This is a genomic window from Pseudoalteromonas sp. N1230-9, assembly GCF_032716425.1.
Classification (GTDB): Bacteria; Pseudomonadota; Gammaproteobacteria; order Enterobacterales; family Alteromonadaceae; genus Pseudoalteromonas.
Genome location: NZ_CP090419.1, coordinates 2,870,966 through 2,891,267, shown reverse-complemented (window position 1 = coordinate 2,891,267; position 20,302 = coordinate 2,870,966). Strand labels below are relative to the sequence as shown.

The window sequence follows — 20,302 nt, the reverse complement described above, 5'->3', positions numbered from 1 at the left end:
TTTCTATATACAAAGTTTTATATTTAACTTATTGAAAAATATTGTCTTTAGTGTTTTTTTGTATTTTTATTAGACTAATGTCGCAGATCATTCGTTTTTGCTATTTTCAGTATTTTGCAGATTTATAATTACAGGTTAACTCTTTGTTAAATATTGCTTTTTACTGATTGTTTACAAATGCGATTTTGCAGTTTACGTAAACGTAAACAAGTTGTTACGACTATGGTATCAATTCCATATTGCTGAACCCTTGCTAACTTAGTTTATGACAACTAATACCACTCATTACATTGGTAATGTATAAGGGGATAAAAATGGCTTTTAAAGATGAAGAACAAGCAAAAGCTTATTGGGCGGAAAATATTTCACTGCTATTTAAACTGTTAGCAGTGTGGTTTGTCGTCTCATTTGGTTTTGGCATTTTATTGGTAGATGTACTGAACGAAGTACGTTTTTTTGGGTTTAAACTCGGCTTCTGGTTCTCCCAGCAAGGCGCAATTTACACCTTTGTTGCTTTGATTTTTGTTTACGTTTTCAAAATGAATACGTTAGATAAAAAATACGGCGTAGACGAATAGGAGCTAAGCAATGGATGTTCAAACACTCACGTTTATTATTGTCGGTTTAAGCTTCGCGCTTTACATCGGCATTGCAATCTGGGCCCGTGCAGGGTCAACAAATGAATTCTATGTTGCTGGTGGCGGTGTTCCACCACTGGCCAATGGTATGGCAACGGCCGCTGACTGGATGAGTGCAGCATCGTTTATCTCAATGGCGGGTATCATCTCGTTTGCGGGTTATGATGGTGGTGTATATCTAATGGGTTGGACAGGCGGTTATGTACTTCTTGCTTTATGTCTTGCGCCTTACCTTCGTAAGTTTGGCAAGTTTACAGTGCCAGATTTCATTGGTGATCGTTATTACTCACAAGCAGCACGTATTGTGGCAATATTATGCGCCATCTTTATTTGCTTCACATACATTGCAGGTCAAATGCGTGGTGTAGGTGTGGTTTTCTCTCGCTTTTTAGAAGTTGATATTGAGACCGGTGTTTACATTGGCATGGTGATTGTTTTTTTCTACGCTGTATTAGGCGGGATGAAAGGCATTACATATACGCAAGTAGCGCAGTATTGTGTACTGGTATTTGCTTACCTTGTTCCAGCAATCTTCATTTCAATGATGATGACGGGTCACTTCTTCCCACAAACAGGGTTTGGTGCAACGCTTAGCGATGGCTCTGGACAGTTTGTACTTGATAAACTTGATGGGCTCAGTACTGAACTCGGCTTTGCGCAATATACCGAAGGCTCGAAGAGCATGATTGATGTATTCGCAATCACAGGTGCGTTAATGGTTGGTACTGCGGGTCTACCTCACGTAATTGTTCGTTTCTTTACTGTTCCTCGTGTGAAAGACACGCGTATCTCAGCGGCATGGACGCTTGTTTTCATTGCTATTGTTTATACAACTGCACCTGCTGTTGCATCGTTTGCCCGTGTAAACATGATTGATACAATTAATGGTAAAGATGGAAGCGGTACAGAGTATGCTGAAGCGCCAGCATGGGTTAAAAACTGGGAAAGAACAGGCCTTATTACCTTTAATGATAAAAATGGTGATGGCAAAATGTTCTACTCAGCAGGTAAGATTGATGATCCAAACAGCGCTAATGAAGTGAATGTTGACCGCGACATCATGGTACTTGCAAACCCTGAAATTGCAGACTTACCTGCATGGGTGATTGCATTAGTTGCAGCGGGTGGTATCGCAGCAGCGCTATCAACAACTGCAGGCTTACTATTGGTAATCTCGACCTCGGTATCCCATGACTTATTAAAACGTACCTTAAAACCCGATATTAGTGACAAACAAGAGCTCCTTGCAGCGCGATTAGCGGCAATGATAGCGATTGTGATTTCAGCTTACTTTGGTATTAACCCGCCAGGATTTGTGGCCTCGGTTGTTGCCTTTGCATTCGGCTTAGCAGCGGCGAGCTTCTTCCCAGCTATAATCATGGGTATCTTCTCTAAGAAGATGAATAAAGAAGGTGCAATTGCGGGTATGGTGACAGGGATTACTTTCACTGCGGCTTATATTATCTACTTCAAGTTCGTAAGCCCTGAGTTAAATGCGCCTGCACACTGGTTATTTGGTATCTCTCCTGAGGGGATTGGTCTAGTTGGTATGATTGTTAACTTTGTAGTGGCAGGTATCGTACTTAAACTAACGGCTGAAACGCCAGTTGAAATCCAAGAAATGGTTGAAGGTATTCGTAACCCGAAAGGTTCGAGCGCAGCACACGCGCACTAAAAATGCCATTTATAAAAACACACTCTTGAAGGTTAAAAGCCCGACTTAAGTCGGGCTTTTTATTTATTTAAAACGGGAGTAGTGTAGATATTGCCCCATCAAATAGCGAGAATGACCATGAATACCGAGCAACAGGAAGTCGCCCAATTTGTGATGCAGCAAACCCCCTTTAATCAGCTTGATATGGCTGCCTGCGAGTACTTTGTTAACCATCTCGATATTATTTACCTTACCCGTGAGAATCAAAATCAGTGGTTAAGCTCAGAAAATCCAAAGTTGTTTTTGATTCGCTCTGGTGATTACGATTTGGTTGATGCAAAAGGCGATGTGATTGCTAAGTTGGCAGCTGGCGATTACTTTGGCTTTCCCTCATTGCTAACAGGCGAGGCCATTCAAAATAGTATTTCTGTGCAAAAGGAAGGCATTGTCTACATGTTAGGCCAAGCGGCATTTGACTATTTGCGTCGTGAATACAAAGTATTTGAGCAATACTTTGTGCGAGCTCACAAGAATCGCCTGCTTTCATCTCACTATAAGAGTCAAAATGAGAGTTGGTCTGAAAAGAAAATAGCGGAGTTGATGAACCGAAAAGCAGTCATCTCAGCGCCTGATGCAAGCATTCGACAAATCGCTAAGAAAATGAAAAAACAGGGCGTCTCGTCGATTATGCTCACAGAAAATGAGCGTTTAGTGGGGGTCGTTACAGACAGAGACTTGCGTAATCGCGTATTAGCCGATGAGGTTGACCCACAAGAGTCTGTCAGCAGTATTATGACTGCTAAACCAAAGTTTATCTTTGAGAATAATCGGGTGTTTTCAGCGTTACACTTGATGCTCAAATACAATATCCATCATTTACCTGTGCTTGATGAGCACCATAAACCATTGGGTATGCTAACCAGCACTGATTTATTGCGCCAGCAAAAAAGTGACCCTGTGCAATTGATTGGTCGTATTTATAAAGCGCATAGTGTGGTTGACTTAAAACGCTACTCGCAAGAAATTCCGAGCTTATTAAAAGGTTTTTCGAATAATATCGATGATATTTCACTGATTGGTAAATTATTAAGTGGTTTAACCGATGCCTTGACCTCGCGCTTAATTCGTTTGTTCCAAGAAGATAATGGTGCTGCGCCAACCAGCTTTAGCTTTATTTGTTTTGGCTCGCAGGCCCGCGAAGAACAAACCCTGCATTCAGATCAAGACAATGGCTTATTGTTGCCAGATGGTTTAACTGAACAGCAGCAAGATTACTTCAGGCGTATGGGCGAATTTGTATGCGAGCAATTGACTGAGTGCGGTATTAAACGTTGCCCAGGTAATATTATGGCGAGCAACCCACAGTGCAGAATGGGTATAAGTGCATGGACTGAAAAATTCTATAAATGGATTACCTCACCCACGCCAGAGGCCATGCTCAATTGCAAAATATTTTTTGATTTACGGTTTATTGAAGGCTCAACAACCTTATATGCAAGCTTCTGTGAACAATTAAAACGTATTTCTAAAAATGACTTATTCTATGCGGCTATGGCCAGTGATATTAAAAATACACCTGTACCAATCGGATTGTTTAATCAATTTAAGCTAGAAAAAGATGACAAGCAGCATAAATACCTTGATTTAAAAAAACGTGGTGTGGTGATCATCAACGACATAGTGCGCTTATATTCTCTTAAAGCGGGTATTCAGCGGGCTAATACGCAAGAGCGAATCGATGCCTTAATGAAGTTTGCATTACTCAACAAAAATGACTTGTATAACCTAAAAGATTGCTGGCGTTTTTTAACGCAGCTGCGCCTAGGCACGCAAATAAATGAAGAAGGCCTACCGAGTAACTGCATTAACCCGAATGCCTTAAACTCCCTAGAGCGTCACCAATTAAAAGAAGCGTTTTACTTGATTAAACAAGCACAGCAAGCTGCTGCCTTTAAATTTGCTCGCGGAAGTTTATAGGAGAGCACAATGGTAAAACGCTGGTTAAGTCGGTATTTAGCACGCAAGCAATTATTGGCGTCTAATGCCTATAAAGAACGCTACATTGTGATCGATATGGAGTTAACAGGTCTTGACCCTCGCAAGCATGAAATCGTCTCTGTGGCGTGGGTGATGATAGAAGATCAATGTATTAAACTCAGCGGCGCTCAGCACTTAATAAATAAAGACGTGCAAAGTTTAGAGCAAAGCCCGATTTATCACGGTATTGCTAAGCAAGATATAGATACAGGTGAAAGCCTAGAAGTGATTGTGACTAACTTACATCAGTACTTTGATGACTGTATTTTAGTATTTCATAATGCGGCGCTGGATTGGGGGTTCTTAAAGCAAGCCTGTCGTAAGTTTGGTTTAAAGGCAAAAGCGCGTCTGATTCTTGATACCTTTGTGATTGAAAAAAAGCGCCTCCATAAACAAGGCCATGAAATTGGCCATGATGATTTAACACTTAGCGAATGTCGCAAACGTTACAATTTACCGCATTACAGCTCGCACCATGCCCTTACTGATGCCATGGCGACTGCCGAGTTATTCTTAGCCCAATGCCATCAAATCAGCCGGGGTAAACCATTAAAAGTAGGGGAGTTGGTTTGATTAGAAGGCGTTACTTGAAAAGGGTTAATCTTGAGGGAATTTTTGTTTTTTATGTAGAACACGCATGACACGTATTATGCCATCCTCGACCCAATAGGAAATAATCATCGAGATTTCAAGGATAATGAGCAGTCGCCCTTTGATGCCTGTACGCTCTACGCCCATCAAAGGCTTAGCTAATAAATTTTCTACCTTAGCTTCGAAGAGCTCATCGGTTTTGTCTGCAGCACTTGGGTTAAAGTGATAAAGATAGTCGAAGATTTTTTCACGATCATTTAAAGATTCATCTTCCCATAGGATCATAGATTGCCTCTATTGCGTATTTTTGCTTTACGCTCAGCCATGCGGGATTTAGCAGTTTTGTTGTCGATAAAAGTACTTTCACCAGCCTCATATTTATCGAAAGCTTGATTTACTTGCTCTGTTAACCAAGCGTCGTGAGACAGCGATTTTCTTTGCTGTTCAGCTAATTGCTCTGTGAGCTCTCTACAAGCATCACTAAGTGTTTTACCTTGGCTTTGTGCCATTTGCTGAGCAAGTCGTTTAGTTTCTTCATCAACTCGAAATTGAATTCTGGTATCCATGCTAGACTCCTGACTTTTGTGTGTACAAATGTTAGCGCTAGAGTGAGGGTTGGGCAACTAACTTACTTTTTAATTAGAGTTAAGGTGAGTGGTAATTTACTAACGAAGAAATTCTTTTTACTTGGCCCTCTTATAAACTCTTCAGGTCGATTACCAAAATTGTGCCATCTAGGGTTGTTAAAGTAGTTTTATTTACCTCGCCCTCTTATAAAAACTTCAAAGGTCGATTACCAAAACTGCGCCATCTAAAACATGCTAAGCAACTTTTATTTTTGCTGACCTCTTATAAAAACTCTTCAGGTCGATTACCAAAATTGAGCCATCTAGGGTTGTTAAAGTAGTTTTATTTGCCTTGCCCTCTTATAAAAATGTCTAAGGTCGATTACCAAAACTGCGCCATCTAAAACATGCTAAGCAATTTTTATTTTGGCTGACCTCTTATAAAAATGTGTAAGGTCGATTACCAAAACTGCGCCATCTAAAACATGCTAAGCAACTTTTATTTCACTTGACCTCTTATAATAATGTGTAAGGTCGATTACCAAAACAGCGCCATCTAAAACATGCTAAGCAATTTTTATTTTTGCTGACCTCTTATAAAAACTTCAAAGGTCGATTACAATACCGCCATCTAAAAGGCAGCTGCCTTTATCTGCAAGCAACTAGAGTGGATTTTCTTCTTCATGGCAATCAAACTTGCAATTAACGGTTTTGGTCGGATTGGGCGCAACATCGTCCGTGCTTTGTACGAATCAGGGCTTGAAGATCAGATTAAAATTGTCGCTATAAATGAACTAGCCGACCCAAAGGGCATTGCCCATCTCCTTAAATACGATACATCTCATGGTCGTTTTTCATTTCCTGTTAATCTAGGTGAAGATACGCTAACAGTAGCTAATGACTCTATAGCACTGTTTGCTGAAGAAAACCCCGCTGAGTTGCCTTGGCAAACCCTTGATATTGATGTAGTGCTTGAATGCACAGGAGTATATCACTCACGAGAGCATGCTGAGCTACACATAAATGCCGGTGCAAAAAAAGTATTATTTTCGCAACCAGCTGATGCCGATGTTGATGCCACCATAGTATATGGCATTAATGACGATGAATTAAAAGCAGAGCATACTATCGTTTCTAATGGCTCATGCACGACTAACTGTATTGTGCCAGTTATCAAAGTATTAGATGACGCATTTTCAATTGAATCTGGGGCAATTACGACCATTCATGCGTCGATGCATGACCAACAAGTGATTGATGCATATCATCATGATTTACGTCGTACACGCGCAGCTAGCCAGTCTATTATTCCGGTAGATACAAAACTTGCTCGCGGTATTGAGCGTATACTACCTAAGTTTCATAGTCGCTTTGAAGCCATTGCAGTGCGTGTGCCTACAATCAATGTGACGGCTATGGATTTGAGTGTTACCGTTAATTCTGATGTTGATTTAGCGGCTGTTAATCAAGCACTTAAACTGGCAGCTAAAGACCGTCTTGAAGGTATTTTAAGTTACACTGAAGAGCCTTTGGTGTCGGTAGATTTTAATCATGACCCACATTCTTGTATCATAGATGGCACACAGACACGTGTTAGTCATAAACGACTGATAAAGTTGTTGGTGTGGTGCGATAATGAGTGGGGTTTTGCAAATCGTATGCTCGACACTGCGCGTGCGATGGTGGCTATAAGTCAATAATTTATAAATATAATATTAGTATCGTTAACTAAGGAGAAGTCCATGTCGGTCATTAAAATGGCAGATTTAGATTTAAACGGCAAACGCGTGTTAATTCGTGAAGATTTAAATGTGCCTGTTAAAGAAGGTAAAGTGACCTCTGATGCACGTATCCGTGCAGCATTACCTACTATCAAATTAGCGTTAGAAAAAGGCGCTAAAGTAATGGTGATGTCACACCTTGGCCGCCCTACGGAAGGGGAATATGATGAAGCATTTTCACTTGCCCCAGTGGTCGATTATTTAAATGATGCCCTTGAGCAAACTGTGCGTCTTGAAAAAGACTACTTAGAAGGCGTAGACGTTGCTGATAATGAAGTGGTTGTTTTCGAAAACGTGCGTTTTAACGTGGGCGAAAAGAAAAATGACGAAGTACTGTCTAAAAAGCTCGCTGCATTATGTGATGTATACGTAATGGATGCATTTGGTACGGCTCACCGTGCACAAGCATCTACTCACGGTGTGGGTTTATTTGCTGATGTTGCATGTGCAGGTCCACTACTTGCGGCAGAGCTAGACGCTCTAGGTAAAGCGCTTGATAACCCAGCACGTCCTTTAGTGGCGATTGTAGGTGGTTCTAAAGTATCGACTAAGTTAACTGTACTTGATTCATTATCTACAGTCGTTGACCAGCTTGTAACGGGTGGCGGTATCGCTAATACCTTCATCGCAGCAGCAGGACATCCTGTAGGTAAATCTTTATTTGAAGCTGATTTAATTGATGAAGCAAACAAATTAAGTGCAGCGGCAAAAGCAAATAACGGTGAAATTCCGGTACCAACTGATGTTGTTGTTGGTAATGAGTTTTCAGAGTCAGCGGTTGCAACATTAAAAGATGTTAATGAAGTAACAGACGAAGATATGATTTTTGATATTGGTCCTGATACAGCAAAGCAGCTTGCAGATATTATTGCTAAAGCTGGCACTGTTGTGTGGAATGGCCCTGTTGGTGTATTTGAATTTGACCAATTTGGTAACGGCACTCGTGCTATTGCTGATGCGATTGCGAATTCAAATGCGTTCTCAATTGCGGGTGGCGGTGATACGCTTGCAGCAATTGATAAATACGGCATTGCCGATAAAGTATCTTATATTTCAACTGGTGGTGGTGCATTCCTTGAGTTTTTAGAAGGGAAAAAGCTGCCAGCGGTTGCTATGCTTGAAGAACGTGCTAAGTAATTAGTGCGAAGCCAGCATAATCAGTCGTCTGGTTATGCTGGTTAGCTGTTAATAAAATACCTCTCACCTTCATTTTATTTTCAGCTATAACGGTCAGCGATAGTAAATGCTGTGGCTTTTCGTGATGCAGTGATGCATCAAAAACTAACATATCCGTTCAAACTAGATAGTAGGAAACTACTGTCGATACAATTTGGAGAATACCAAATGGCTTTAATCAGTATGCGACAACTTCTTGATCATGCAGCTGAAAATGGTTACGGCGTTCCTGCGTTTAACGTTAACAACCAAGAGCAAATGCGTGCAATTATGGAAGCGGCTGATAAAACAAACAGCCCAGTAATTGTACAAGGTTCTGCTGGCGCACGTGCTTATGCCGGTGCCCCTTTCATTCGTCATATGATTTTAGCAGCCGTTGAAGAATGGCCTCATATTCCAGTTGTAATGCACCAAGATCACGGTACTTCACCAGGTGTTTGTCAGCGCTCAATTCAGTTAGGTTTTTCATCAGTGATGATGGATGGCTCATTAATGTCTGATGGTAAAACACCTTCAAGCTACGAATACAACGTTGATGTAACACGTCAAACAGTCGAAATGGCACATGCTTGCGGTGTGTCTGTGGAAGGCGAGCTAGGTGTTTTAGGCTCACTTGAAACAGGTGAAGCAGGTGAAGAAGATGGCGTAGGTGCAGAAGGTAAACTTTCTACAGAGCAAATGCTAACTGATCCTGAAGAAGCGGCTGACTTCGTTCGTAAAACACATGTAGATGCACTTGCTATTGCATGTGGTACATCACATGGTGCGTATAAATTTACTCGTCCGCCTACAGACGATATTTTAGCGATTGATCGTATTAAAGAAATTCACGCGCGTATCCCAAATACTCACTTAGTAATGCATGGATCGTCTTCAGTGCCACAAGAGTGGTTAGAAGTTATTAACCAATACGGTGGCGAAATTCCTGAAACCTATGGCGTACCAGTAGAGCAGATCATCGAAGGTATTAAATACGGTGTTCGTAAAGTTAATATTGATACCGACCTTCGTTTAGCATCAACAGGTGCGATTCGTCGTCACTTAGCTTTAAACCCTGCTAACTTTGATCCACGTAAATACTTAGCTGAAGCAACCAAAGCTATGACAGAGATCTGTGTAGCGCGTTATGAGTCATTCGGTACTGCTGGACAAGCAAGTAAGATCAAAGCTATTTCTTTAGATGATATGCACCTTAAGTATTTATCAGGTGAGCTTGATCCAAAAATTAAGTAATTGATACTAAATGAATAAAGCCGGCTTCTATGCCGGCTTTTTATTGTCTTTGATCAAGTTGGATCAGCGATTTACTTACTCAAGCTTGTTAGGATCAGCGTTTTACTAACCTTAAACTACACAGATCATTATTTTACTAGTTCAATACTGATCTTAGCCTGTTCTCTGCTCAGCTTTTAAACGAAATACTAAGAGCCTTAACATTAAATCAATAAGTTAGCCTGATATGTAAGTATAAAATTGATCTGAAACTGATCAACTTAGTAAAAACCTGATTCTGATCTGTTTCAGTTAGTAGATCAGTGATCTGAAATATTTATATTAAATATTTGCTTATATCTTGACCAATAACAGTTTATGTTCGATTTTTAAGTTACTGCTTAAATTAAGGATCGTCCTATGAACAAACCAGTCATTATGTTGTCGAGCTTTGCTATATGCTTATTTTCTTTTGATAGTGCAGCCGAGGCGATTGATATTTATGGCCGAGCCCATTTAGGTATTGCAAATAGTGACACAGGGGAGGGGAGTGACACTTCCGTTGAGAGTTACAGCTCTCGCATAGGAATTAAGGGAAGCGGTGATATTAGTGATGGTTTTAAAGCTATCTATAAGTTTGAGTTTGCTGTAAATGCCGCTGATCAAGATAGTGATGGCAAAACAGAAGAAAATATTACAGCACGTAACCAGTATGTCGGCTTGCAAGGGCGTTATGGACAAATAGTCGCAGGGCGTCACGATACCGCGCTAAAAGTATCACAGGGAAAAATCGATTTAATGAATGATTTTAATGGTGATGTAAAAGCCCTTTTTAATGGTGAAAACCGCCTTGGAGATGTACTTCATTACAACTCGCCTGTTGTTGGAAATATGCAATTTGTGGTCACCTATATTGCCGAAGATAACTCAAAGCAAAAAGATGAAACGGGCGTATCAGCAGCACTCATGTATGGCGACAGTAAATTTAAAAAGACACCTTTTTTCGTTAGTGTAGCCCACGACAGCAAAGTGGCTGGTTATGACACCACACGGTTTACTGCACAAGGTAAGTTAGGTGATTTCACGTTAGGTGGAATGTACCAACAAAGTGAAAAAATATCAGACTCTGATAGTGAAGATGGCTTTCTATTTAGCGCTTCCTATAAGCTAAATAAATATAAGTTATTAGCGCAATATCAAGATGCGGAAGGCGAGTTTGGTAAGTTAAAAGATTCAGGCACCGGTACGTCTATTGGTATTGAACGAAGTTTGTCAAAACAGGCAAGGATGTACATGTGGTATACGCAATTCTCACTAGATAATAACGCCGATCAAGACCATCTAGCTGTCACATTAAGGTATGACTTTTAGTTATTAAAGCTCATTTAAAGTTAAAAAATACAGATTTATACTTTGATTTTTTGGTACTTTTTGAATTACTCGTTAGACTTTCATAAAAATGTCATACTTAGTCATAATAATGAAACCAGTTCGCTAACGAAAGAGATAAATTGGAATGTCACGTAAAGTACTAGTCGTCGATGACGAAGCACCTATCAGAGAGATGCTGGTTTTTGTTTTAGAGCAAAATGGTTTTCAAGCAATTGAAGCAGAAGATTACGACTCTGCCATTGAAGCGATGGTTGAGCCATACCCCGATATGGTTTTATTAGATTGGATGTTACCAGGTGGGAGTGGTATTCAAATTGCTAAAAAATTCAAGCAAAACGAATATACGCGTCAAATCCCTATTATTATGCTGACAGCACGTGGAGAAGAAGAAGATAAAGTGCGTGGTCTTGAAGTGGGTGCTGACGATTATGTAACTAAACCATTTTCTCCAAAAGAGCTCATGGCGCGTATCAAAGCGGTTATTCGCCGAGTGTCTCCTACTTCTTTAGAAGAAGCCATTGAAGTGCATGGCTTACGTCTTGACCCTATTTCACACCGCGTTACATCACAAGGGAGTGAATTAGATATGGGCCCGACTGAGTTTAGACTACTTCACTTTTTTATGACTCATCCAGAACGTGTTTACAGCCGTGAGCAATTACTTGATCATGTATGGGGAACAAATGTATATGTAGAGGACCGTACTGTTGATGTGCACATTCGTCGTTTACGCAAAGCGATTGCACCACTTGGACATGACCGTTTGGTGCAAACCGTTCGCGGTGCAGGCTATCGTTTTTCTAGTAAATTATAGTGCCTTAGCCGACAACAGTTAGCTAATTTACATACTTAAGGTTAAGTGAGTGTATGTATCGAGTAGTCAATAAACAGGCGTTAGCAAAACGCCTGTTTATGTATTTCTTACCCTTGTTATTAGTTGGCGTACTAGTTGGTGCGCCTTTTTTGCTTTTATTTTTAGGCTCTTTTGCACTACTAATTTGGCACTATCATCAATTATATCGCCTTAGCGATTGGCTCCTAAATCAACGTAGTTTTAACCCACCTGAAGGGGAGGGAGCGTGGGAGCAGGTCTTTGAAGGGATCTATCATTTACAACATCGTAATCGTAAAAAACGTAATGAGCTGGCTGATTTAATTCGTCGTTTTCGTGACGGGGCAGAAGCCGTTCCAGATGCGGTGGTGGTGTTACAAAAAGACCTTAGCATTATCTGGTGTAATCAATTGGCACTTAAGGTATTAGGTTTGCAGTGGCCAACCGATCACGGACAACGTTTAGATAATCTTATTCGCGATCCTAAATTTGCAAAGTACATGCATAAAGCGTGTTTTGATGAACCGCTCGAACTGGATGGTGGCCATAGCTATGATCAAACGCTAGAGTTTCGTGTTATGCCCTATGCAAGTTCACAGCTGATGATGGTGGTACGTGATGTCACCCGCTTAAAGCAACTTGAGCAGATGCGTAAAGATTTTGTGGCTAATGTGTCTCACGAATTGCGTACACCACTCACTGTTGTGACTGGTTATTTGGAAATGCTTGATGCTGACACATTACCGCCACCGGCTATGTGGGAAAAAGCACAAACAACCATGCTTGAACAATGTAAGCGTATGGATAGTTTGGTCAATCAATTACTTTCACTGTCGCGTATTGAAGGGGCGCGCCGTCAAGATAACGACAAGCCTGTGAATGTGCCGCAGTTATTTACCTATATTCAAACTGAAGCTAAGTCACTTAATCAAGACAAAGGCCATGAGCTCATATTTAATGTGGATGAAACTCTGGATATTAAAGGTGCTGAGGATGAGCTACGCAGCGCATTCTCAAACTTAGTTTTTAATGCTATTCACTATACCAAGCCTGGTGGGAAAATAGTGGTTAATTGGCAGCTTAAAAATAATCTGGCTGCGTTTAGTGTGACGGATAATGGTGATGGTATTGCCAGTGAACACATTAATCGTTTAACCGAACGGTTTTATCGTGTTGATAAGGCGCGTAGTCGTACGACTGGTGGCTCAGGCTTAGGTTTAGCCATTACAAAACACGTGCTTACACGTCACGATAGTCACCTAGATATTAAAAGTAAACTCGGTGAAGGTTCAACGTTTTCGTTTGCATTTGGCAGCGATAAAGTTGTTCGTTTGCTAGGCTCTTCAGAAAATAATTCAAAGTCATAAAAGTGTCATTTTAGGGTAATCTAACTGTCATCTTGTGTAATTAAAGTAGGTGGCAGTTAGGAAATGGGACGAACAAATCGGAGTAACCCCTATGAAATTCAAAAACCTCGTTGCCGCAATGGGTGTGGCTGTAACAACATTTGTATCAGCTCAAGCAGCTGCAGTTGACAAAGATATGCCTGAATACACTAAGACAAGTGGTATTTCGGGTAACTTCTCATCTGTAGGCTCTGACACACTTGCAAACATGATGACGTTCTGGGCTGAAGAGTACAAGCGCTTCTATCCAAACGTAAACATTCAAATTCAGGCTGCGGGTTCTTCAACTGCGCCTCCAGCACTGACTGAAGGTACAGCAAACTTTGGCCCAATGAGCCGCCGTATGAAGTCAAAAGAAATTGAAGCATTCGAAAAGCGTTACGGTTATAAGCCTACTGAAGTACGCGTAGCAATCGATGCCCTTGCTGTTTTTGTACACAAAGATAACCCTATTGAAGGTTTACGTATTGACCAAGTTGATGCGATTTTCTCTTCTACTCGTAAATGTGGCGCTGACGCACAAGCAAACCGTTGGAGTGATGTCGGTTTAACGGGTGACTGGGCTGCTAAAGACATCCAGCTTTATGGTCGTAACTCAGTATCAGGTACTTACGGTTACTTTAAAAAGAAAGCACTGTGTAAAGGTGATTTCCGTAACAATGTGAATGAGCAACCAGGTTCTGCCTCTGTAGTACAATCAATTTCATCGTCACTAAACGCGATTGGTTACTCAGGTATCGGTTATAAAACATCGGGTGTACGTACAGTACCCCTTGCGAAAAAAGGGTCTAACTTTGTTGACGCAACCCTAGAAAACGTTGCTACTGGTAAATACCCATTATCTCGTTTCTTGTATGTTTATGTGAACAAGCACCCTAACAAGCCACTTGCACCCATTGATGCAGAGTTCTTAAAAATGGTTCTTTCTGTAGATGGTCAAAAAATTGTTGAGAAAGATGGTTATGTGCCACTTTCAGGCAAAATGGCAATGGCTGAACTTAAAAAGCTAGGCCTTCTGTAACAACCAACAGACATAGTAAAAAACCGCTCAGTGAGCGGTTTTTTTTCGTCTTCAGTTTAGAGCTTAGCGAGTAGCTTTGCTTTGAGCCGCTGTTGTGCGCGGCGAACTTGCTTACGCTTTTTACCTGAAGGTGCCTTAAAGCTTTGAATAGGCATGACCGTTGGTGACTCGTCAGGTAAAGCTGGCACATCAAAACTTGCCTGTGAGTCCTCAGGTAAGGCAATCTCTTGCTGATGAACACGCAGTGCTGCGAGAGTATCATCATCAATTACCTCGCTAGGGCAAAGGAAAATCCCCATTTTGCGCATTTTAACACCAAGACCTATACTGCTTGAGTATCGAACAATTGGTGCAGCTAAAATTAGACCGACTAAAATAGGCGATAACCACCAAAAGAAAGTCGGTGTGTAGTAATACGCAACACCACCCCAAATAAACGCAGTAATCGTAGAGAATAATGTATAGCCAATTGCTTCTTTCCACGGAACCATACGTCCCTCACGTGGTTGTGCATCCCAGCTTACTTTTTTGCCAAGAAATACACACACTACAAAGTAACTATGAAACACCATCATAAGTGGCGCGATGATAATAGCAAATACAGTTTCAATGAGTGCGCCAGCAATGAGTTTCATCGTGCCACCAAATGCTTTATTGCGGTGTACGAGTGTGACAATGATACCAAGTAGCTTTGGCAGTAACAGCAAACCAATTGTGATGAATAATAACGAGTCAATTAATTCAGTTTTTGCTATTTGCCATGTTGGGAAAAGCTGGTACGCATGGTTGAAATACACATCACTGTTTACAGCACGTGTTACCGCATCTAAGGTGCTTAATGCCAACATTGATAGCCAAATTAATGATGAAATATAGGCCGTAGCACCAAATAAAAAGTGCATTTTACTCATCAGCTTCAAGCCCGACTTAGGGAGCAGGCCTAAGTGTTGAATATTACCTTGTACCCAGCGTCTATCACGAATTGCGTAGTCTAAAATATTACTGGGTACTTCTTCGTAACTACCTTCAACGTCGCTTAGTAATAGCACATCCCAGCCACTGCGGTGTAACAGTGACGCCTCCACAAAGTCATGGCTTAAAATCTCACCGCCAAAAGGCGCATTACCTTTTAACACTGGAAGACCACAGCATTGTGTAAAGGCTTCTACGCGAATAATCGCATTGTGTCCCCAGTAATTAGCTTGATTTGTTTGCCAAAAAGCAGACCCCGTCGCGAGCATTGGGCTATATAAGATTGATGCAAACTGTAAAAAGCGACCGAAAAAAGTATCTTGGCGAACCGGAATCGGAATCGTTTGGATAAGGCCTGTGTTAGGGTTATTGATCATGCTTGATGTTAGCTCAAGCATACATTGACCCGTCATGATGCTGTCAGCATCAAGTACTATCATATGTTCGTATTGGCTACCCCAACGCTCACAAAAGTCAGTTAAGTTACCTACTTTACGATGCTTGTTATCTTCACGGCGACGATAAAATGTGTGTTTCGCTAAATCACCCAAGCGCGTTGTAAATGCATTCCATGCTTTTAGTTCATTGCGGGCAATGTCTGGATCTTGTGTATCGCTGAGTAAATAAAAATCGAAATGTGGCATTTGACCTGTTTTTTCAAGCGAGCGAAGGCTCACTTCAAAGCCTGCAATAACACGCTCTGTATCCTCATTATAAACAGGCATAACAATGGCTGTTTTCGTTTGGGCAATAGCATCAGCATTTACGTCGATTGGTTTTTGACGTTTCAATGTTAATGGGTCAATGCGTAGAAGCTGTAAAATAAAGCCCATACAACCGCTACAAAAGGCAGTAACAATCCATGCAAAGGTTACAGAGAATAATGCTAATAATGCGTACTCAAGTAATGTCATGCCGTTTGAATTTAAAATATCGAACATGATCCACACGCCATACGCTGTTATGGCCAGTGCTAGGCACGTAAAAAGCCAAGCACGTGTCTTTTTAAACGGCATTGCAGTTGCAGTTAGTTTTTTACTATTGGACGTCATTTGGATACCAGACATAGCTCCATACCTCGCTAATTTCTTTGTCACGTAGTTTTAGCGATAAGCGCATATCAACGGGCTTATCTCCCTCAGGCGCCACCTTAAATGCTACGCGCCATCCTTGATTATTTGGTAATTGCTGCACTGTTTTATCGCTGATTTGGCCAGCTGAAATATTTAAATCAGCCATCAGTGCGAAGTTTGCAGACAATTGGTTAATATTTTCGCCACTAAAGTCGACGGTGAATTGACGATGACTTTTAGGCGGTGGATTCTTCTCACCAGGTAATGCCGCGCTACCTATGCGGGTTCTTAGCACACTCGCTTTATCTTGCGTTGCAAGGGTTGCATTGAAGGTTGATAGCTTATAGCTGAAGCTTAAATTATCGCCAGCCTTCATAGCTTGCTCTGGTACCCAGTAGCTAACAATGTTGTCGTTAGTTTCGGTGTCTGTCGGAATTTCAACAAGCTCTACACGTCCTTTGCCCCAATCATTGATAGGTTCAATCCACATGCTAGGGCGATTGTGGTAGTGCGCCTCTGTGTCTAAGTAATTGTTAAAGTCACGGTCACGCTGCGCGAGTCCAAAGCCTTTCGGGCTATCATAACTAAAAGAGGTTACGCTCAGTTTTTTCGGATTATTAAGTGCACGCCATACCCATTGACCTTGTGCTGATTGCATTAACAAGCCATCTGAGTCATGAACTTCTGGACGGTAGTCATCAAAGAACTTGGTACTGTTTTCACCGTGATAAAACATACTTGTAAGCGGTGCAATACCTAACTTTTTAATATCTTTACGAGCAAAAATTTGCATCTCGGTTTTTACTTCAGTATTGGTTGAAGGAGTAAGCTCAAAGCGATACGCTCCTGCAACCGAAGGGCTATCCAAAAGCGCATAAAGCACTATAGTCGTGTCCTCTGGCGCGGGTTTAACTAGCCAGAACTCTTTAAAAACAGGAAACTCTTCGCCTGAACTTAAGGCCGTATCAATCGCTAAGCCTCGCGCTGAAATACCGTATACCTGATGTGGGCCAACTAGACGAAAGTAAGATGCGCCTTGAAAAACAGCGACTTCATCTTTGTACTCATTGTTATTCAAAGGAAAGTGTAAGCGAAAACCGGCATGACCTAACTGCGCATTTTCTGTGGCTTTACTGATTTCTTGCTCTAAAGGGGCTGCCGTTGCGTCGTAGCGGTAATAATCCGTTTTAAATGGCAAGCTTTTAACTTCGGCATTTTTCTCTAGGGTATTGATCGCAACAGGTGATTTATATAAAAAGCCAGGGTGAAATAATTGGATTTCATAAAGGCTTTCATCTTTCCAAATAGCTTGTTCAGTACGAAAACGAATTGCGCGATAATCTTGATAACCAATACTTGTTAAAGCTTCAAGTTCTAAATCTTTAGGTGCAACATAAGGCTCTGAAGCTAATTTTTTCGCACGTGCAGTGATAACTTCAAATAGCTTTTCTTGTGGGATAGTAATCATCGCAGGCTTTTGCTCAACAACCGCTTCCTCTGCTTTGGTTGCTTGTGGTTGAGTTTGTTCTTCAGTAGCGTATGCATTGCCTGCACAGGTGGCTAATAATACGCCCAAGTAGGTCTTCTTTTTAAATGCACTGAAGAGCTTAATCTGGGTTTCTGGTTTCATTCTGTTTTCCTTTAGCCTTAAAATAATCACGTCGAGCTGTTGTAATTGCGTTAATGTTCTCAGCAAAAAGCGGACCTAAAATAAACACTTGTTTATCAATGATTTTTTTGTTGGTACTGCTAATGTAAGAAGTAATTTTGGGATTAGTGGGAAATAATTACACTGTTAGCTAACCAGTTCGTCACTAATATGGATAAGTTTAATGAACGAAAGCTTGCTCTAATATGAATAGCTTAAAGGATGAGCAAAAATATGAACAAAATTAGCAGACGCTTAATTTGGGTTAAAAAATTGTAACCGAGGAAGTTTTTGAGAGTAAGACACTGATTGTAAAGGTAATCAGTGTCTAAAAAGGTGAGCTATTGTACATCACCAAGCTTTTCTGCATTCGCTTTACACTGATTGTAAGCTTCAATACATTTATTACTACATACTTTATGGACTAGTCCATCTGCGGTACTTTGTTGTTCACAACTGCTTTCACATTGATAGTTCTGTTGTGCGCATTGTTGCATTTCTGGGTTTTCGATTTTATTTGAGCAAGCTGATAATAGCGTCAAAGCGAACAATGATGCTGTAATTGCAGGTAGTTTTTTCATGCTGATCCCTAGTATATTGTGTTCTTTTAAATCCATCTTACCCAGATTAAGCGTATTTAATCCAGCTCAACTTGCAAATTATCAATTAAACGCACCGTACCTAAATAGGCTGCTGCTAAAATAACGAGTTGTTTATCCTCGCTTGTTGCAGCTTTTAGCGTTGAGCGCTCGGCAATTGCATAGTAGTCAGGTTTTAACCCTGCTGCTTCAAGCTGTGCTTTTGCTTCTACCTCAAGTGTTGCGATGTCTACGCTGCCTTGTTTGAGTGCCGTTGCTGTATTATTTAACGTGGCAAACAGCACTTTTGCAGTGTCTTTTTGCTCATCAGATAAATAACCATTACGAGAGCTCATGGCAAGGCCTGAAATTTCACGGCATGTAGGAACGCCAATAATTTCAACGGGTATAGATAAATCACGCGTCATGGTTTTTATGACTTGCAGTTGTTGAAAGTCTTTTTCACCAAAGCAGGCAAAATCAGGTTGAACAAGGTTAAATAATTTAGTGACAACCGTTGCAACACCTTTAAAGTGTCCTGGGCGAGAGCCACCACAATAGCCCATAGATACGCCTGGCACATCGACAAAGCTTTGTTCACCTAAGCCATTAGGATAAATGGTTTCCACAGATGGGGTGAAAACGATATCAGTATTTAAATCGGCTAACCCCTGCTTATCCGCACTTAGTGTTCTTGGGTAGTTATCAAGATCTTCGTTAGCGCCAAACTGCATTGGGTTAACAAAAATACTGACCACAACCTTATCAGCTAATGTTTTTGCTTTTTCAACTAGCGAAAAGTGGCCTTGGTGCAAGTTGCCCATAGTTGGCACAAGCGCAATGCTCAGGCCTGCTTGACGCCAAGCTTTGATCTGACTACGTAACGATTTAATTTCGGTGATTGACTGCATTTATTTAAACTCATGTTCGGTACTTGGGAAAGCACCACTTTTTACATCTTCACAATACTTTTGAACAGCTGCAGGCATATTGCCCGTCTCTAATAAGAAGTTTTTTGAAAACTTAGGAATGTAACCGGCTGAAATGCCTACTAAGTCGTGCATTACTAAGATTTGCCCGTCAGTTTTATTGCCTGCACCTATGCCGATGGTTGGAATGTTTAGTTCATCAGTAATACGCTTAGCCAGCTCACTCGGAATACACTCTAAAACGAGCAATTGCGCCCCCGCAGCTTCAAGCGCTTTTGCATCACTAACCATTTTATCTGCTTGAGATTGCTCACGACCTTGAATTTTAAAGCCGCCAAACACATGCACTGATTGCGGTGTTAAGCCTAAGTGACCACATACAGGAATGCCTTGCTGAGTCATGGCGCGAATACTGTCATGCAACCATTCACCGCCTTCAAGCTTAATCATATTTGCACCCGCACGCATTAGCTCAGCTGCGTTGTTACAAGCGTCTGTCGGGTTGGCATATGTCATAAACGGTAAATCAGCAATAACGAATAATTCGCGGCTGCCTGCACGCACACAACGGGTATGGTAGGCAATATCAGTATTGGTGACGGCAAGGGTGTCGTCGTTGCCTTGTAATACCATACCCAGTGAATCACCCACTAAAATCACCTCGACGCCATTATCATGAAACAATTTAGCAAAACTGGCGTCGTAGGCTGTCAATGCCGTGATTTTTTGTTGTTCTTGTTTCATTTTATTAAGTGTAGAAACGGTAATTTTAGACATAATTTCCTCTGAGGCTTTG

Annotated in this window: 18 protein-coding genes; 11 read left to right on the top strand and 7 right to left on the bottom strand. The window is 41.1% G+C overall.

The window, feature by feature from the left end; all coding sequences use genetic code 11:
- Positions 1–314: 314 nt before the first annotated feature.
- The 4 genes from LY624_RS13455 (at position 315) to LY624_RS13440 (ending at position 4,902) form a co-directional block, all read left to right on the top strand.
- Positions 315–578: a DUF4212 domain-containing protein gene (locus LY624_RS13455; protein ID WP_004586074.1), complete on the top strand. Its 264-nt coding sequence runs from the start codon at positions 315–317 to the stop codon at positions 576–578.
- 10 nt (positions 579–588) lie between these two features.
- Positions 589–2,313, top strand: coding sequence for a sodium:solute symporter family protein (locus LY624_RS13450; RefSeq protein WP_130149553.1), 1,725 nt, complete (start codon positions 589–591; stop codon positions 2,311–2,313).
- Positions 2,314–2,430: 117 nt separating this feature from the next.
- The gene (locus tag LY624_RS13445) at positions 2,431–4,269 is read left to right on the top strand and encodes a DUF294 nucleotidyltransferase-like domain-containing protein (protein WP_341803195.1); all 1,839 of its coding nucleotides are present in this window, start codon (positions 2,431–2,433) and stop codon (positions 4,267–4,269) included.
- A gap of 9 nt (positions 4,270–4,278) precedes the next feature.
- Positions 4,279–4,902 carry a 3'-5' exonuclease gene (locus tag LY624_RS13440; RefSeq protein ID WP_341803194.1) on the top strand — a complete coding sequence of 208 codons (624 nt, stop codon included), beginning with the start codon at positions 4,279–4,281 and terminating at the stop codon, positions 4,900–4,902.
- Between the two features lie 24 nt (positions 4,903–4,926).
- Here the strand turns inward: LY624_RS13440 and LY624_RS13435 are convergent, their stop codons facing one another.
- Both LY624_RS13435 and LY624_RS13430 read right to left on the bottom strand, forming a co-directional pair.
- Positions 4,927–5,205 carry a type II toxin-antitoxin system RelE/ParE family toxin gene (locus LY624_RS13435; protein ID WP_341803193.1) on the bottom strand — a complete coding sequence of 93 codons (279 nt, stop codon included), beginning with the start codon at positions 5,203–5,205 and terminating at the stop codon, positions 4,927–4,929.
- Positions 5,202–5,486: a type II toxin-antitoxin system RelB/DinJ family antitoxin gene (locus LY624_RS13430; RefSeq protein WP_062569509.1), complete on the bottom strand. Its 285-nt coding sequence runs from the start codon at positions 5,484–5,486 to the stop codon at positions 5,202–5,204. Before LY624_RS13430 ends, LY624_RS13435 begins: the two co-directional genes overlap by 4 nt.
- Before the next feature lie 683 nt (positions 5,487–6,169).
- Here LY624_RS13430 and epd point away from each other — a divergent pair.
- The 7 genes from epd to LY624_RS13395 all read left to right on the top strand — a co-directional run bounded on the left by epd (position 6,170) and on the right by LY624_RS13395 (position 14,306).
- A complete protein-coding gene (gene epd, locus LY624_RS13425; RefSeq protein WP_130149557.1) occupies positions 6,170–7,186 on the top strand; it encodes an erythrose-4-phosphate dehydrogenase in 1,017 nt (338 codons plus the stop codon).
- A gap of 42 nt (positions 7,187–7,228) precedes the next feature.
- A complete protein-coding gene (locus tag LY624_RS13420) occupies positions 7,229–8,404 on the top strand; it encodes a phosphoglycerate kinase (protein WP_341803192.1) in 1,176 nt (391 codons plus the stop codon).
- Between the two features lie 207 nt (positions 8,405–8,611).
- The gene (fba, locus tag LY624_RS13415) at positions 8,612–9,676 is read left to right on the top strand and encodes a class II fructose-bisphosphate aldolase (RefSeq protein ID WP_062569512.1); all 1,065 of its coding nucleotides are present in this window, start codon (positions 8,612–8,614) and stop codon (positions 9,674–9,676) included.
- Between the two features lie 399 nt (positions 9,677–10,075).
- Positions 10,076–11,026, top strand: coding sequence for a porin (locus LY624_RS13410; protein WP_130149559.1), 951 nt, complete (start codon positions 10,076–10,078; stop codon positions 11,024–11,026).
- A 145-nt stretch (positions 11,027–11,171) separates the two neighbouring features.
- Positions 11,172–11,861: a phosphate regulon transcriptional regulator PhoB gene (gene phoB / locus LY624_RS13405; RefSeq protein ID WP_130149560.1), complete on the top strand. Its 690-nt coding sequence runs from the start codon at positions 11,172–11,174 to the stop codon at positions 11,859–11,861.
- Positions 11,862–11,914: 53 nt separating this feature from the next.
- Positions 11,915–13,246, top strand: a complete 1,332-nt coding sequence (gene phoR / locus LY624_RS13400) for a phosphate regulon sensor histidine kinase PhoR (protein WP_341803191.1) — start codon at positions 11,915–11,917, stop codon at positions 13,244–13,246.
- A gap of 91 nt (positions 13,247–13,337) precedes the next feature.
- Positions 13,338–14,306 carry a PstS family phosphate ABC transporter substrate-binding protein gene (locus LY624_RS13395; RefSeq protein ID WP_130149561.1) on the top strand — a complete coding sequence of 323 codons (969 nt, stop codon included), beginning with the start codon at positions 13,338–13,340 and terminating at the stop codon, positions 14,304–14,306.
- A 56-nt stretch (positions 14,307–14,362) separates the two neighbouring features.
- Here LY624_RS13395 and mdoH read toward each other — a convergent pair whose 3' ends face one another.
- The 5 genes from mdoH to panB form a co-directional block, all read right to left on the bottom strand.
- A complete protein-coding gene (mdoH, locus tag LY624_RS13390) occupies positions 14,363–16,345 on the bottom strand; it encodes a glucans biosynthesis glucosyltransferase MdoH (RefSeq protein ID WP_130149562.1) in 1,983 nt (660 codons plus the stop codon).
- Entirely contained in the window at positions 16,317–17,981 is a 1,665-nt protein-coding gene (locus tag LY624_RS13385; RefSeq protein WP_130149563.1) for a glucan biosynthesis protein, read from the bottom strand. Before LY624_RS13385 ends, mdoH begins: the two co-directional genes overlap by 29 nt.
- Before the next feature lie 359 nt (positions 17,982–18,340).
- A complete protein-coding gene (locus tag LY624_RS13380) occupies positions 18,341–18,580 on the bottom strand; it encodes a hypothetical protein (protein ID WP_130149564.1) in 240 nt (79 codons plus the stop codon).
- A 56-nt stretch (positions 18,581–18,636) separates the two neighbouring features.
- Entirely contained in the window at positions 18,637–19,488 is an 852-nt protein-coding gene (panC, locus tag LY624_RS13375; RefSeq protein ID WP_130149565.1) for a pantoate--beta-alanine ligase, read from the bottom strand.
- Positions 19,489–20,283, bottom strand: coding sequence for a 3-methyl-2-oxobutanoate hydroxymethyltransferase (panB, locus tag LY624_RS13370; protein ID WP_130149566.1), 795 nt, complete (start codon positions 20,281–20,283; stop codon positions 19,489–19,491).
- Positions 20,284–20,302: the final 19 nt, after the last annotated feature.

Coding starts and splice junctions, on each gene's coding strand:
- LY624_RS13455 (WP_004586074.1), top strand. CDS start 315: ATGGCTTTTAAAGATGAAGAACAAGCAAAAGCTTATTGGGCGGAAAAT.
- LY624_RS13450 (WP_130149553.1), top strand. CDS start 589: ATGGATGTTCAAACACTCACGTTTATTATTGTCGGTTTAAGCTTCGCG.
- LY624_RS13445 (WP_341803195.1), top strand. CDS start 2,431: ATGAATACCGAGCAACAGGAAGTCGCCCAATTTGTGATGCAGCAAACC.
- LY624_RS13440 (WP_341803194.1), top strand. CDS start 4,279: ATGGTAAAACGCTGGTTAAGTCGGTATTTAGCACGCAAGCAATTATTG.
- LY624_RS13435 (WP_341803193.1), bottom strand. CDS start 5,205: ATGATCCTATGGGAAGATGAATCTTTAAATGATCGTGAAAAAATCTTC.
- LY624_RS13430 (WP_062569509.1), bottom strand. CDS start 5,486: ATGGATACCAGAATTCAATTTCGAGTTGATGAAGAAACTAAACGACTT.
- epd (WP_130149557.1), top strand. CDS start 6,170: ATGGCAATCAAACTTGCAATTAACGGTTTTGGTCGGATTGGGCGCAAC.
- LY624_RS13420 (WP_341803192.1), top strand. CDS start 7,229: ATGTCGGTCATTAAAATGGCAGATTTAGATTTAAACGGCAAACGCGTG.
- fba (WP_062569512.1), top strand. CDS start 8,612: ATGGCTTTAATCAGTATGCGACAACTTCTTGATCATGCAGCTGAAAAT.
- LY624_RS13410 (WP_130149559.1), top strand. CDS start 10,076: ATGAACAAACCAGTCATTATGTTGTCGAGCTTTGCTATATGCTTATTT.
- phoB (WP_130149560.1), top strand. CDS start 11,172: ATGTCACGTAAAGTACTAGTCGTCGATGACGAAGCACCTATCAGAGAG.
- phoR (WP_341803191.1), top strand. CDS start 11,915: ATGTATCGAGTAGTCAATAAACAGGCGTTAGCAAAACGCCTGTTTATG.
- LY624_RS13395 (WP_130149561.1), top strand. CDS start 13,338: ATGAAATTCAAAAACCTCGTTGCCGCAATGGGTGTGGCTGTAACAACA.
- mdoH (WP_130149562.1), bottom strand. CDS start 16,345: ATGTCTGGTATCCAAATGACGTCCAATAGTAAAAAACTAACTGCAACT.
- LY624_RS13385 (WP_130149563.1), bottom strand. CDS start 17,981: ATGAAACCAGAAACCCAGATTAAGCTCTTCAGTGCATTTAAAAAGAAG.
- LY624_RS13380 (WP_130149564.1), bottom strand. CDS start 18,580: ATGAAAAAACTACCTGCAATTACAGCATCATTGTTCGCTTTGACGCTA.
- panC (WP_130149565.1), bottom strand. CDS start 19,488: ATGCAGTCAATCACCGAAATTAAATCGTTACGTAGTCAGATCAAAGCT.
- panB (WP_130149566.1), bottom strand. CDS start 20,283: ATGTCTAAAATTACCGTTTCTACACTTAATAAAATGAAACAAGAACAA.